Below are 14,007 nucleotides of genomic sequence, written 5' to 3' on the forward strand. Positions count from 1 at the left end.
TATCAAACCGATGGCTCTGCGCTGAAGGGCGTTGTTGTCCCGCGTGGGTTTGGGTATCGCTCACTGAATATCTTTCAGGTAATCCTTGAGCGCGCTAAGTGGTGCATCGAGTTGTTCCAAGGTCTGAGCGCCGCGCAAATCAGTCGACAATCTATGTAGCTCGCGCCCTAGCGGCGTATTTACGCCGCCTATAGCGTCCAGCGCCAAACCCACACAATGCGCCACTCTAAACTGGATACCCTCGACATCCCCCCGACGCACCAACAACCCAAACACCTCCCGCTCATAATCACTCATGATCGGATCATCCCGCAAAATCGGACTTTCACCTTCCGTCTCATAAGCCAGCTTGAGGGCGAAAAGGGCAACGGTTTCCAGTGGCAATTCCATTGTGTGAATCCTTGATTCGTTAGCTGAGCGGTTTCGGTTGTGGCGTGAAAAGCAAGATCAAAAGATCGCAGCCTTCGGCAGCTCCTACGGGGCGGCGGGGCGAGGTCACTTTTCTACAGACGAAAAAAAAGGCCTTGCAATGCAAGACCTTTCTTAATTTTGGTGCCCGAGGGAGACTAGAGACATCCAAATAATACGTGGCTTGCAGCCCTATTATATAGTTCGGGATACAGATAGGGATACACGAAAGTCGCTGTTAAGGCGTCTCCTTGTTTTGGATCTGCACCGCTCCCGAGCTTCTTACCCCAGCCACCTGAAATCAGTACGTTTGCAGGGAATCACCTGTGCCTTCAGGGCTTCAGTAATCTGAAACCCGGAGGAAGTTTCGGAGGAGGTACACCTGCTCACTGAACGTCTGGCCACTCCTCTAACGCCCAGTCTGCGAATTGCTTCGACCTTCTTTGAATTTGAGCTTTATCCCAGTTTTTTGCTGTAGCTGCCTTCTGGGTTATTTTCCAATTTGACCCTTTTATATGGACCTTTTTTTTGACCCAGCTCTGGTCTTTTATTCTTCCATTTTGTCCTTTCGTGAGAGGGACAAGATTTCCAATGGTGTGTAGTAGAGCTTTATGTTCCACCCGAGTGAACCAAATCGACCATTCAGCAGTTAGGCTTTGCGGTAAAACATGCTCGACGGTGAAGTCATCTGTAGCATTATCGTAACCATTCTCTTCGTTAAAATGCAGCTCTCTTTGGATTAACAAGTACTTGGTGATTTTTCTAGAGTACATGTCTCCGCTGCTAAGGGTTTCCCTAATGAGCTGGTCGTTGGGGCATCGTATAGTGCCAGTTACTATTTTATCCTTAAGTGTCGTTGGGTCTGCGCCAGCTTTCCCCCAAAGCCCTTTGAATACGGCGTGCAGCCCGGTCGGCTCTAAGCCAACTATTGCTCGACGGACCAAGAACGACTCGACGATGGATAAACATTGGAGTGTGTTGCTCTTTGACGCAGTTCCAGTTCTAAATGCGTTCAGTAACTCTATGATATATGGCCAGGTGACAGTTGTTTTAGGCATCAAACTAAAACGTCGTGTTCTTTCACCTACTGCCTCAATAATACCCGTCAGTGGGCTATATTTTACTAAGGCACAATACAGGTCGGCGTATACGCTCATTTCTGTCACGATGGATTTAGGGCTATTACCAATCCACGCCTTCTGGAGCTCAGGAAAAGCGCGTGATTTAGATATAAGTCCTTTAAACTTTATAAATGAGTAAACCGTTATATACTGATCGAACGAGTTACCTGGGAATTTTTTTTCAAATGGCTTCCAGGTGGTTTCATAAAATTTATCCAGAGCATCTCTGCTGTTGTCTGGAACTCTAGATATTACATCGTTTCTGACAAGGTCGGAGAGCGAAAGTTTTATGCCCTCATAATTTAGCTTGGAGAAGACGGTGTTGGCATCGTCTGACGCTTCAAGAGTTACTTGAATAAATACAATTTTACTTAATAGTCTTTCTTTAAATGATTCGATTTTTCCTTTTAGAAGACGGCCAGTTTCACTAAAAAAATCTTCAGTAAATTGCTTCTTGATATTGTCCCATTGAAAGGATATCCCTTGTCGATTGGAATGCTCATCAATACTCTCACCTTTCAAATTCCAATTAATGCAGGTTATTTCATCTTGTAGAATGTTAAAAAGTTGTCTGCGATCTTGAACGGTAGGGAGGAGTTTGGGCATCCCTGCGTATTTCCCGGCCGAGAAAGAGAGATAGGTTTGTGTGAGAGTAAGTGCATCCTCATCTTTTCCTGCCTTAAGATAGGACCAGGCTAGCCCACAGATAAGCATATAGATCGTCGTCAGTCGCTGCTGACCGTCAATCATTAAGTATTCGTTCGGCGATTGGCTGCCGCCTCTTTTTCCAAAGTCTTGCACAACGGTGGCGCCAATAAATTGCTCTAAATTTCCATCGCCTGAGCTTTCAATGTCCTCAAGAAGCGCCTGCAAGGGTTCATTTCCCCAGACGTAGTATCGCTGATATACGGGGGCCGAGTATCTAACAGATCCATCAAATGTGTCGTGTACATCAATTTTTTCAGGAGTTTTCATTTTTTATCTTTATTCCATTGATCGCTCGGCACGACATCGACGTCTGGACGATTCGGCTTATACTGTAAGTAAGCACCAACCTCAACTCTTGGTGGCTTACCCCGCAATATCTTGTCCCACTTGCAGTCATGTCAATGTGTCATTATTTATCATCTAGCATGATGCATTTGCCTTTTGCCAAATCTTCCTTGATTTGTTTGAATTTAACAGTGACTGGCCTGCTTTCTCCATATTTGACTTGGACTTTTTGGTTTCTGCCGATATGACGATATGGATCGTGCTCGATCCTAACTCGTAATATCTCTTCCGCTTGCCCTCGGATTGATAGGAAATCCTCCGATGAACCGCTTGAAAGAAGTTCCTTTTGATTTAGCTCGATAATTTCTAAAGTTAATGTCGCATATTTTTTTGCTTTGGCGATTTGCTTTGTTTCTCTATGGAATAGCATTCCATGAGCCATAACAAAAACAGACCAAAAAAGAGAAAGCTCACACGCCTTAGCTTGTATCTTTTCCCAAAAACTATACAGCCTATCTAGCTGTGCAAATTGTTTGTCTTTCCGAAGGTAATACGAAGTAAAGCTTAGCGATTGAATATCGTCTAGTAACAAGTGGTCGTGGTTGCTATGTCTTTCTATTTCGTCAAGGTAGCGAATTCTCCACATCATGGCTTGAGGTAATGGTGTGGATGACGATATCTCTCTATATAATTTCAATCGTGTAGGTGCTGGTACTGAATCATCCAAATAATTTTCTGCACAGTAAATTAATAGCCCTACGTTATTTACGCGCTCTTCTTTGGATGGGATGCTGTTTATGCATGTAAGTACTACATCTACTCGACATAGCACAGTGGCGAATATTTCGCTGGTTACATAATTGAGGAAGTCATCAAAGAGCTCCGTCATGTTTTGCTTGAGTAGGCAGCTTAGTATTTGAGCAACTTGTTTGTTGTCAAAATGAAGGTCTGCACCATCAAAAGTTAGTGTTACAAGGGAATTGTCCATGACAATTCCACATAGCTGAACCAAAATGTCCTGTTGCTCCAACGGGTCCGTGACACATTCATATCGAAGCAAAAGTAGTTTTGGTTGAGTACTATATACCGCCATTGGGAAAGCTTTTTGCAGTGATACATCCGCTTCCTCATGACGGTCCATTTTCATTAAGATTCCAGCTTGGCATACCGACGCTGCAACATATAGATTGCGTCCTGCCTCGCTTGCATGAATGTCCGGTGTGTCAAGTTTTAGCAAAAGATTATTAATGATTTCCAAGGTCTGGGAATCATTTTCGAGTCCTGAGGCTCGATATGTTTCAGCTAGATTTAACTGAGCATTAAATTTAAGAATTAGACTCGGGCCTTCTGAGGCTGATTTAAAGAATTCAACAGCGCTGGAGTATTCCTTGAAGTAGGATAGTACATTTCCTATTCTGAGTTCAGAATCTTGGCGGTTTGCAGATCCCGTTGTGCTTCCTAAGCAATGTCTAAATTCTTCTAGTGCTAGTTCTGGTTTTTTTGTCCAAAGGTAAGAACTGGCAAATTGTAATCTTTGTGTAAGTGTTAGCTTCGCTGCCCATACAGGGTCTGCCTTTATTTCTTCGAATTTAGTAATGACAGACGAGTGATCACCAAATGCATGGTATGACAGAGCAAGCAATATAGGAGAGGCAACGTTAGGTGTGACGCTCTTTATCCAAGAGTCAGATAGGGCGTCGTCAATGATTTTATTTTTGATACGTGCTTCACCACCTGCACTACCTGTGATGCCAGATAAGTATAGCCTGCTCTTTGTTTTGTCATCAATGAAATCGGCTTTGCCCCATCTAATGGATATAACAGCGTCCCTAACTATCTTGTCTGTCTCAACCAATGTTCTGATATGATCAATTGGTGCTCGATCGAAGTCGCGCAAATATAATTTGTGCACAACATCTTTCACTGTGGATATTTCGATCTCATTTTTTGAGATTATTAGATCTTCAATTTCAGTGCATATATCCCACGTTATACGAGGGTTACCGCTTGTCCAGTTATAAATTTCATTGCGTACGTCGCTGCTCAAAACTAGATTTGCGCGACTGATGAATTCTTCATACTCTGTTCTATCAAAGTCCTCTAAGTAGATTTTTTCACCGATGTTAAAAGGTGAAATGTTTTTATTTTTAATAAGGTCGGTTGGCTCGGCGACGCCCGACAAAACGTATGTTAATTGTTCATATTCAGGGAAGTTAATCCTGGAAAAATACATACTTCGAATTTGTGCGAAAATAACATCTGAAAATGGTGAGTTTACGAGCGAGTCGATTTCATCAAGAACGATCACTACTTTCTTTGTAGTGTTCTTGAGTAACATTCGTAGATGACGATCGTACTCTATGTTGGGCTCAAGTTCGTTGTTTCGAAGTGAGGCGATGGAAATATCATTGTTCTGAAGTTCGGGAAACGACTCTAGGAGAGAGTCTATAATGTCTCGAAAAAAAGCTCTCGATGTTTCAAATTGAGTTGAAAGGTCTTTATAGAGAACTAGGTCATTTACTCTTGTTCTCTTCATATGTATGAGTAGATTGGTTTTTCCCATTTGACGGGCTACAAGCACATAGCCTGGCCGCCCCATATCGTCAACGATTGACTTCAGCTGGCGATCAGCAGCGCGCTCAATGTAAAGTCCGCTTGGTATTATCGTGGACCGCCGGAGGATTTTATTAGTCATCATCGTGCAACCATAGAAATTGAAGAGATAAGTTCTGCAACCGACTTTTTCGACCCGAGCTCAGTACGGCAAGCCTTTAGAAGCATTTTAAGATATCTGGGTGAGTTGTTAATTCCAGATAATATTTCTTCTTTTTCAGTATTGGAGAACTGTATATTTAACTCATCGGTGAGCATATTCATAAGCGCATTTATCTCAAAGGTGCTCCATATGTCAGCCTTCAAGAACTCATACCGTTCTTGGAGTTTTATATTTTGGCTTTGAGTATATTCCATTGGATCAACGATGGAGCTGAAAACCCACACCACCCCGTGAGGGAAGGTGCACGAATCCTGAATCATTGATAAGTGACACGCCAGATCTAAGAATTTAGAGTACTCTTCCACTGAGGTAATAGGTATCTCTTCTATAAATATAGCTATTTTGCAAGTTTGAACGCTTGATGTAAAAGCCAATGAAAAAGAACGAAGGATATCAGGAAGCGAGGACGATTTACTCAGGTCCTCATCTGGTAGTCCTAGGCGGTCATATAATAGTCTACAAACTTCTTTTAACAGATTCTCTGCTGGAAGTTCGCTAAAGCCATCAAGTGTGAAATAAAATGGTTGCCAGCCCTTGAGTAAAATGGCACGGGTCAATGCAACTGTTTTTCCCACGCCAGCTGGACCACTTAACCAAACATTTGAGCCGGATAAAGCTTGCTCTATTACTTTGTCTGAACTTCTTATGTAATAGAATTTTTCACAAGATAGATCGTACCGATAGAATAGTGGCCAGCCTACAGCGTTTGGCTGGGCCACATTAAACTTTTTTGCTGGGGGGAGCTCAGTAATGAATTTTTTAATAACTATGTATCGAATGTCAGCGGCGTGATCGGGCTTGATAACATCTATATGTCCATAATTTATCAGATTTTCAAATTTGACGTTACCGTAGTATGGCATCGAACTTTGACGATCTACAATCGCGTCCAGTCCACCAGTTATGTACAGCGTATCAATACGATTTTCAATATTTAAGGTGGCCCAATCCTCTAATATCGATCGTAATATATCTTGCCCTTTGGCTAGCTGTTTTAAATGCGTGTGCTTCCATGAAAGGTTAGAGCCGATGCTGGCGAGAGCCGCCCCAGTATGGGGGGTTGCGATCATTATCGCGGCGCGTATAGAGGTCGGAGTCGGTTTCTTTAATTCATTTGTTATATATTGCCGAAGTACCAGTCCGCCCATGCTATGCCCGATCAAGATAATTTCACTCTTGTCGCCGTGATATGCACTTATGTAGCTTCTCAAACCTTCCGCTAAGTCCTGGATTCCAGGCATTTTTTTTCCGAAGGGTAAACGAAACTTAGCTGTAGGATATTGATAAGAGTCCAAGTGAAAGTCAGAGAAGCCTTCATCTCGCCGAAAAAACTCAATCATTTTCCCCCATGTTCCTTCGGCAGAACCTGACAATCCATGCACGAATAGAATAACTTTCCTTGTTGCTGAAGCTGAGACCATTTGCCACCTGATTGATGGAAAGCTGCAATCAAATACGCTGTTGGTGAACCCAAAAATGGCCCAACAGCTCCATGGGTAGCAGTGTGCCACATCAGCCTGCCCGTTGTGGGATTATGTCGGGTGAAAGCGTCGGGTGAAAGCGGGTTTTTAGGGGACAGAATTTGGGCTTTTCTGTGCTTCCTATCCGGTGACGAGCCCTCAGCACCTACAGGCCTAGGTGGCGTCTCTGAAGACTGCAGCGCAGAGCGGCATTGGACTCAAAGAGAATCACGTCATTAAGGCTCTCCAACACTATCGTCGTTGCATAATTCAAATTATTCGCTGTATGTTTTTAATTTTTATAAGAAAAAGTGGTTTTATTGCAGATATAAATGAATGAGAAATTTAAGTGTAATAAGTTGTGCTAATTCCTAGTAAGGGGGGTTGCAGTTGGGTTGTTTTCCCAATGAAGAAAAGACGGACATCTAAGCGAGAATCTCTGCTAGAGAGAATCCGCGAGTCTGATAACCCGTGTAGGGAGCCCCCCTTTGGGAGGACCCGTAAAATCTGCCGTGTCGGGTGCCCAGGTTGCGATGAGTCAGAGCAGACCTTCGACGATCCGGAGCTATCAGCCGCGTCCGTTCTCGCTGAAGGTTCACGCTGTGAAAAGGGGCGAGGGGAATGCTAATGCGAAAGTGTGCAAATACAAGTGTTCCATGTGTTCCATGTGTTCCAGATTGGCTAGAGGCCACGTCTAACAAGGCTTTCAGAGGTGGAACACCAAAAACGAATAACCGGAACACCAGTTGCGCGGAACACGTTTGGTGTTCCGCGAATGATGTTCCGGTTAGAGGGGAGAGCATCACCGCCTGAAGTGGCGATGCGTAAATGGGTCATGCAGCCAGTAGTTGCTCGATAGAGATCGCGTCTGCCTTCTCACGTATTTCACTTTGGCTAATGTGTTGCCGGCCCATAGGCGCCTGCAAAGGCAGGTAAAGATCCTGCAGTGAGCTATAACGGCCCAATGCTCTTTCGGCGGCGGACAACTGCGCTGCAACGTTTGCAAAGTCCTGAGCCGCTTTGTCCAGGCGGTCGGCCCAGAGGAAGCGAGCTGCTCGTAGCTGGTCTTGGCGCAGATCGGTCAAAAGCTGCTTGGTGATGGTGATGGTTTCGTCGAGCTTTTCGACTTCGACCGTCAAGGCATTCACAACGGTTGCCACTCCGCGCTTGCCGCGTGTCGCCAGTGTCAGGGCCTCTGATGCCTGCTTGAGAAGCTTCTCTGCTCGTTGTTCGTCCGCGTCGTCTCCTTCACTTAATGCCGCTGCATAACCGGCTGCCGCTTGTTGCTCAGCAGATTGAGCCTTCTCAATTTCGGTGCGTTTTTCGTTCTCCAGTTTCTGAAGTTTGGTTGAAAGCTTTGCACGCTTATCCTGCAGCTTTTGGAGATCCGTCTGCGCTTGGCTGATTTCCTTCTGGGCCTTTTTGATATTGGTGTTCGCGAATCGCACACCATCTTCCCAATCAATCAGGATTTGTAGCCGTTTGATCTCGGATGTGTGCTCCTCAATCGCCGTTTTGGCGTTGTTGTAAGCGCTAACAATTTCATGCGGGTACACGGGCCTACCGGCGCGGCTTCGTGCAAATTCCTTTTTAGCTTCTTGGGCGTTTGCTCGTAGGCTCGGCAACTGCTTTTTAAGTTGTTCGATGGCGGTTTGATGTTGCTTGAGTTGCTTCTGATAGTCGCTCATTGAAAATTTCCGTATCTTAAATTGATGGTTCGTTCGGTTTGGTTCGGGCGGGCCAGACCCGTAGCGGCCGGCTCTCCCTCGTTACGCCTCAGCCTCACGCGGCTTCGGTTTCAGAGGAGAGGAGAGCGTTGGCATGCACAACGTAGGCTCTCGTTTTGGCCAAGCCGGGAAGCCGTACAGATTGCGCAGCACGGCCCTCTGCGCTGGCTTCCAAAATTCCGCGTTCGATCAGTTCACGATTGACCAGGGTGAGGCTCATTCCCTTGAAGACTTCCGCCCTCCATGCGGTGGGCAGGAAGTAGTAGGTAACGAGCGTGTAAACGCCGTCGCCCATGCCGTGTTCAACCGTGCGCCGGAAGCCGAGTCGGTCGGCGGTTCGTGGAGCGTGATCGTCCGTTTTGGCAGCAAGCCCATCCCAGCGAGTGAAACGGCTCTCGCCAAATCGCTCAATGATCTGTTGCAGTCGGGTCACGATGGCGTCGCCTTCCATATTCCCGGCGCCACCCCGTTCGTCGAGCCAAGCGTTTAAGCAAATCTGAGCTGCAGTGGTGGCGGTGCCTTCTGGCCAGCCGGTGACGCCCAGCGCTGTGGCCAGCTCACCAGCAGCAGCGGCGAGACCGAATCGGGCAGCGGCACGGTGCGCTTGACCACTGGCCGACGAAGGAAGCGCCTTGGCGATAAAGCGCTCGACCGTGCGCCGCAAGATGGCTGTCCAGCAGAGCATTTCGCCGGTTTTGCACAGCGCGGACAGGAAGGCGGTCAGCGGCGTGCCGTAGTATTTGGCTACTCGCGCTTTGAGAGCGTCCGACAGGGCGGCGGCGTCTTCGAAGCCGCTCAGCACGTCGAACATTCCCAGTCCTTTGCTGGCGTCCGCAGGCACCGCGAGCATGCGGATCTCCATCCCCGCCTTGAGTTCTTTGTTGGCGTCGGCCATGTGCTGCGCGAGTGTCTTCTCACCGGTCGAGAGGAACAGCAACCGCCACTCTTGCACCTGTCGGCCTGCTTGCCCACGATCATTGGCACGGGCCTTCCCTGTGCCGTTCCCGAGCATGTACACCGTTTCACCGATGATGCGCGGATCGCACATACCGATCTCATCGAGCACCAGCACGCCGTCTGAGTGCGCAGCGGCAATCGATTCCAAAGCGTTATCGGTAGAACGCCATGACCGGACCAGTCGCGGCCCACCGTAAACCGATGCGGCGACTTGCAGGTGTGTCGTCTTGCCGCCGGAGCTATCGCCATAGAGGTGAAAACCGCCTGACTCGTGACCCAGCAAGTGCAGCAGCGGCCCGGCGAAGGCCACGCTGACGACGAACGCCAAGCGATGATTGCCTACGCACAGCGCCCCGATTTGTTGCTGCCATTGCTCCAGCGTCCCGGCCTCGCTGATCGGCGGGAGCTGCGCGCCGGAGTCGCAGAAAAACAGGTGTTCGTGACTGTTGCCGACCTGCTGATCGGGCAGCAGGTACGCAGGCCCATGCCATCCAAGCCGAGTGACCAAACGCGCCCGCTCGTTGCTGTCGAACCCTTGCAGATAGCTTTGAAGATCGTTGCGCGCATTGCGGCCTGAGCGGGTGCCCGGCAGACGTAATCCCATATCCACCAACGGCCCTAAAACATCCTTGCCGAAGTCGCCGGTCATGTTGCGAGCGGGAATGTTCCAGCGCTTTTTCGCTCCGTCCGGGTCGTCGAACTCAACCAGCAAGCCCCAGTTGTGGCCTTTGTCGTCGCGGGTACGAGCGAGGATCTCCAAGGAAGAGCAAACAGGTCGCGACTCCCCATCATCGCCGGTATAGAACACGCCTTCGGGGGCCAATCGAAAGCCGCCGGGCAGCAAATCGGTTTTCGATTTTGCCGGTTGCTTAGCTGCGACTTTCGGTTGTGCGGGCTCGTCGGATGGCTCATCAGCAGGAGAGACGAAAAGACCGCCGTCGCGCTCCAGCTCGGCGACGTGTGCCGCCGTCCAGCCCTTAACGAGCGCGTCGGCAGCGTCGTCCCCTTCGTCCCATTGACCACCTTTGGCGAAGGTGGCGCGATCATTCTTCAGCGTGGGCTTGCGCTCGAAGGCATCCAGCGCAATGAATTGCACCGATTCAGCACCGATCTCGTGCAGCTTTTCGGCGATGTCCTTCATGCACGTTTTGCCGCTGCTGTCGTTGTCCGGCCAGAGAATCACCGAGCGACCTTTGAGCGGTGTCAAGTCGGCCTTGTGCCATGAGTTGGAACCGTTCGGCCAGCACGTGGCCACGTAGTCAGGCATCAATTCGCCTGCGGCGTCGGCGGCCTTTTCGCCTTCGCACAATACGACCGACGCTGTGTCGCGCTGAGCCAGTTCATCCAGGCGCAGCAGTGGACGCGGATCCGGCAGCCCCTGCCAGCGCCATTGCGTGGTTTGGTTGTCGGAGCGCTGGCACCAAGTTAGCGGAGCAAAGACCTTCTTCGGCTTACCGTCCTCGTCCAGGCCGAGGTCGAAGCGGTACAGGGCCATGAGTGGCTGGCCGTCTGCATCCCGGTAGATCCAGACCTTTGAAGGAGCACCGTGCTGCCGATGCCTTACGGGGCAGCGTTTCATGGCTTCGGTCGGGATCGGCTGTATGGCCAACCATGTCGGCGCTTTGCCCTTGCTGGAAGGTGGCGCCGATTGCGCTACACCTGCTGTCACGTTCAGCAGCTCGGTCAGTTTAGCGCAGGCCTTGACATCGGTGCCGCCGTCCAGGTAACGCACCAAATCAATGAGGTCACCGCCCTTGTCGCCCGTTGCGAAGTCGGCCCACGTGCCTTTACTCAGGTTGACCTTGAGCGAACCGGCACGTTTGTCGCTGCGGGTCGGATTTGGGGCGGTGTATTCCTTGCCGCCGTCCACGCGCTTGCCGTTGGGCAGCCAGTGCGATAGGACGCGATCAACGTTTCTCAGCGAGGCGGCTTTCACGTCGGCGAAGCTCGGACGTTTCGCGGCACTGTTCGGGCGTTGGCTCATGTGTCAGCCCTCGGCAGGAACAGGGTGTCGGTCACTTCATCGATCAGCGCTTTTGCCATTTCGCCGAGGTACAAGGCTGGCCAACTGAAGCGTTCGCCTTGGTCGCTCATGGCGGCATCGAGGGTGAGTTGGTTGGCGTGATGCTGCAACTGAGAAACCATCTCCAGCGCGGTCTCCACTGGGATGCCAGCATTGACCCGGAACAGCTTAAGGTCGGTGGAATCGGCACGTGAGAATGTGGTGCGGCCAAGCGTGGTCAAAGTGGTCATAGCGCACCACCTTTTTGCACCGCAGGAACCGATGTGGTGTCGCCGTGCATGGCGAGCGTCCTGATCAGGCCGAGCGTGCCGCGTACGTCCCAAATGACCGCGGAAAGGATATGCCCGGCAAGACGCGGTTTGTCGTCGTCGAAGTGATCTTCGAGCAGGGCCAGCACGGAGTCGGCGCGGTCGATGGCGCAGGTAATGGCGTCAATGGGCACGCCCGCTTCGGTGTTCGTGCTGACACATAGCAGGTCTTCTGGAAGGGCGAAACTCAGGGCGCTATTCATTGGGCACCGCCTGCGGCTTCCAGTGCGCGGGCTTTGGCCATGTGATCGTTGTAGCGGGCGAGACGTGTAGCGAGACTGGAGTTGGCGTGTAAAGCGGCGAGAGCCATTGCACGGTGTGCGGCGGCGCGATTTTTGGACGGAATGAGGGCGTGCATGGATGAGGCTCCTACTTTCTGACTGGAGCCGCCACCGTCCTTCCTACGGGATTGGGTGGCAGCTGTGCGCGGGGTAGGAATACCGGGATAGTAGGCACCCGGCCAGGCCGAAGCCTGCCCACACACAGCCGCCATAACACGTAACTGCGGACGAAAAAAAACGCCGGCAGTTGTGATCTGGGCGCTGATGCGCCTACTAATTCTCGGGTTCCTACGCCCGGTCGCTGAATTTGCAGCGACGGCGGCAGAATAACGCCGAGATTTCAGAAGCGCAACTGGCACGAAGCCTTGCGCATTTTTTTGATGCGACATAAATTGACCGGGCATACAGATTGACCTCAAACGCCCCCGGTTGCCGCCGGGGGCGTTTTCGTTAGTGCGGGGCTTCAGTCGAGCGACTGAGCACTAGCCATTGCAGATGACGACCTTCGCGAGCTGCTTCTTGCGCCTGGCGCAGCGCGTCCGGGTTCAGCAGCAGGTTTGGGATCAGCTCGAAAGCGTCATTGACCTGAGCGTCTGCGGGCGGCTGGATAGCTAACAGCGTCCACTCCAGGTTCTGCCAAAGAACGATCAGAACGTTAGCGCCGGAGGCAATCGCTTGATCGCGGAGCGCGCGCAGACGCTCACGCCCTTTGTGCTCTGCTGGCGAAGGCAAGGCGGCTTCGACGGTACCGATAACGTCTAATACGGTGTGCGGAAGGAAGGTCGGATTCATGCAACCTCCTGCGTGCTGGCGAACAGCGGGGGAGGGGTTTCACCTTTGAGCCACGCGAGGATCTTGCTGTCCTCGGCACAACGGCGACGGTGTTGCTCAGCTAATGAACTCCGTCGCTCGACCAGGCACTCTTCCATGTATTGGCTGAGGTCGGACGTAATGCGCAGGTCAGCGTACAGCCGCTCGCTGATGAGCTTTTCTTGTTCGATATCCTTTTCTACGTACCGACTCCAGACTTGGGGATCATTCGCGTAGCCGTCCTTTTGATCGATCAGCCAGTACGTGACCCAGTTGTTCAAGGCGAACTGGCTCAATCCAGCACGACGCCCTTCTTTCATCGCGAAATGACCGTGGCCATGAATACTGGAAAACTCGCGCCGAACGGCGTGCTTGCGGATGATCTCGGGCAACTCCCAAGGGTTGGGCGTGATTGGCAAAGTGAGGCCGTCAGGATTGAAAAAGAAGGCCTCTTTCTCCTCACCGTTCCAGCTCACACCTGCGATGGTGCGATGACGCCAGTTGATGTCACCCTGAGAGTAGAGATGAAAGCCAATGCTGTACGAGTCGTGGTAAGGACCACTGAATGGGTAGTAATGACGTTTCATGCGGCCACCTCATCGCGAGCTTCGATGCGACCACGCGCCCAAGCTTGAATTTCCGATAGCACCCAGGCGACAGGTGCGCCGCGAGCGTTGCTGTTGGTGAGTTTTACGGCTTTTGGGAAACCACTTTCCGGCTGGCTCATCAGCTTGTAGATGGTTGGCCGAGCGAGGCCGACGGTAGCCATCACCTCGCCAATTCGGATGAGCGTCACCGTCGGGTCGATTGGCGAAGAGTCGTTTGCTGAGGAGTGGATGCGAGAGGTTTTCATTTCTCGCTCCTCGCATTTGTGGCAGAGCTGTGCGTGCGGCTTTCGAGCCACGTGGACACATCTTTAGGTCGGTAGCGCACGCGGCTTCCGACTTTCACATACGGCAGCGGATTGCGGCGCGAACTGCGCCAGGCGGCGAGCGTGCGGTGCGATAAACCCAGAGTGGCGGCGACTTGATCGGGGGTGAGCAAATCGGTGGTGGAGGGTGAAAGCGGGATGATTGATTGAAGCGTCGTGGCAGTCATTGAGCGTTCCCTGTAGTCGTGGAGAGTTACAGGGCTAACGCTAAG

Annotated in this window: 13 protein-coding genes; all 13 read right to left on the reverse strand. The window is 50.8% G+C overall.

The window, feature by feature from the left end:
• Window positions 1–60 precede the first annotated feature (60 nt).
• Entirely contained in the window at window positions 61–390 is a 330-nt protein-coding gene (locus tag AACY49_RS04550; protein WP_320393383.1) for a hypothetical protein, read from the reverse strand.
• A 404-nt stretch (window positions 391–794) separates the two neighbouring features.
• The gene (locus tag AACY49_RS04555) at window positions 795–2,504 is read right to left on the reverse strand and encodes a DUF262 domain-containing protein (protein WP_339521918.1); all 1,710 of its coding nucleotides are present in this window, start codon (window positions 2,502–2,504) and stop codon (window positions 795–797) included.
• 142 nt (window positions 2,505–2,646) lie between these two features.
• Window positions 2,647–5,217, reverse strand: a complete 2,571-nt coding sequence (locus AACY49_RS04560; RefSeq protein WP_339521920.1) for an AAA-like domain-containing protein — start codon at window positions 5,215–5,217, stop codon at window positions 2,647–2,649.
• Complete coding sequence (locus AACY49_RS04565) at window positions 5,217–6,719, reverse strand: esterase/lipase family protein (RefSeq protein WP_339521922.1); 1,503 nt, start codon at window positions 6,717–6,719, stop codon at window positions 5,217–5,219. Before AACY49_RS04565 ends, AACY49_RS04560 begins: the two co-directional genes overlap by 1 nt.
• An 872-nt stretch (window positions 6,720–7,591) precedes the next feature.
• The gene (locus AACY49_RS04570; protein ID WP_339521924.1) at window positions 7,592–8,446 is read right to left on the reverse strand and encodes a hypothetical protein; all 855 of its coding nucleotides are present in this window, start codon (window positions 8,444–8,446) and stop codon (window positions 7,592–7,594) included.
• A gap of 94 nt (window positions 8,447–8,540) precedes the next feature.
• On the reverse strand, window positions 8,541–11,426 hold the full coding sequence (locus AACY49_RS04575) for a DUF927 domain-containing protein (RefSeq protein ID WP_339521926.1): 2,886 nt from the start codon (window positions 11,424–11,426) through the stop codon (window positions 8,541–8,543).
• Window positions 11,423–11,695, reverse strand: a complete 273-nt coding sequence (locus AACY49_RS04580) for a DUF3077 domain-containing protein (protein ID WP_339521928.1) — start codon at window positions 11,693–11,695, stop codon at window positions 11,423–11,425. The genes AACY49_RS04575 and AACY49_RS04580 overlap by 4 nt, the downstream gene beginning before the upstream one ends.
• Window positions 11,692–11,976, reverse strand: coding sequence for a hypothetical protein (locus tag AACY49_RS04585; protein WP_339521930.1), 285 nt, complete (start codon window positions 11,974–11,976; stop codon window positions 11,692–11,694). Before AACY49_RS04585 ends, AACY49_RS04580 begins: the two co-directional genes overlap by 4 nt.
• Entirely contained in the window at window positions 11,973–12,131 is a 159-nt protein-coding gene (locus AACY49_RS04590; RefSeq protein ID WP_339521932.1) for a hypothetical protein, read from the reverse strand. The genes AACY49_RS04585 and AACY49_RS04590 overlap by 4 nt, the downstream gene beginning before the upstream one ends.
• A gap of 373 nt (window positions 12,132–12,504) precedes the next feature.
• On the reverse strand, window positions 12,505–12,846 hold the full coding sequence (locus AACY49_RS04595; protein WP_339521934.1) for a hypothetical protein: 342 nt from the start codon (window positions 12,844–12,846) through the stop codon (window positions 12,505–12,507).
• On the reverse strand, window positions 12,843–13,451 hold the full coding sequence (locus AACY49_RS04600) for a hypothetical protein (protein WP_339521936.1): 609 nt from the start codon (window positions 13,449–13,451) through the stop codon (window positions 12,843–12,845). Before AACY49_RS04600 ends, AACY49_RS04595 begins: the two co-directional genes overlap by 4 nt.
• A complete protein-coding gene (locus tag AACY49_RS04605) occupies window positions 13,448–13,717 on the reverse strand; it encodes a helix-turn-helix transcriptional regulator (RefSeq protein WP_339521938.1) in 270 nt (89 codons plus the stop codon). Before AACY49_RS04605 ends, AACY49_RS04600 begins: the two co-directional genes overlap by 4 nt.
• Window positions 13,714–13,962 (reverse strand): helix-turn-helix domain-containing protein, encoded by a 249-nt coding sequence (locus AACY49_RS04610; protein WP_339521940.1) that lies wholly within the window; start codon window positions 13,960–13,962, stop codon window positions 13,714–13,716. The genes AACY49_RS04605 and AACY49_RS04610 overlap by 4 nt, the downstream gene beginning before the upstream one ends.
• Window positions 13,963–14,007: the final 45 nt, after the last annotated feature.

The sequence above is a fragment of the Pseudomonas sp. EL_65y_Pfl2_R96 genome (assembly GCF_963970905.1).
Classification (GTDB): Bacteria; Pseudomonadota; Gammaproteobacteria; order Pseudomonadales; family Pseudomonadaceae; genus Aquipseudomonas.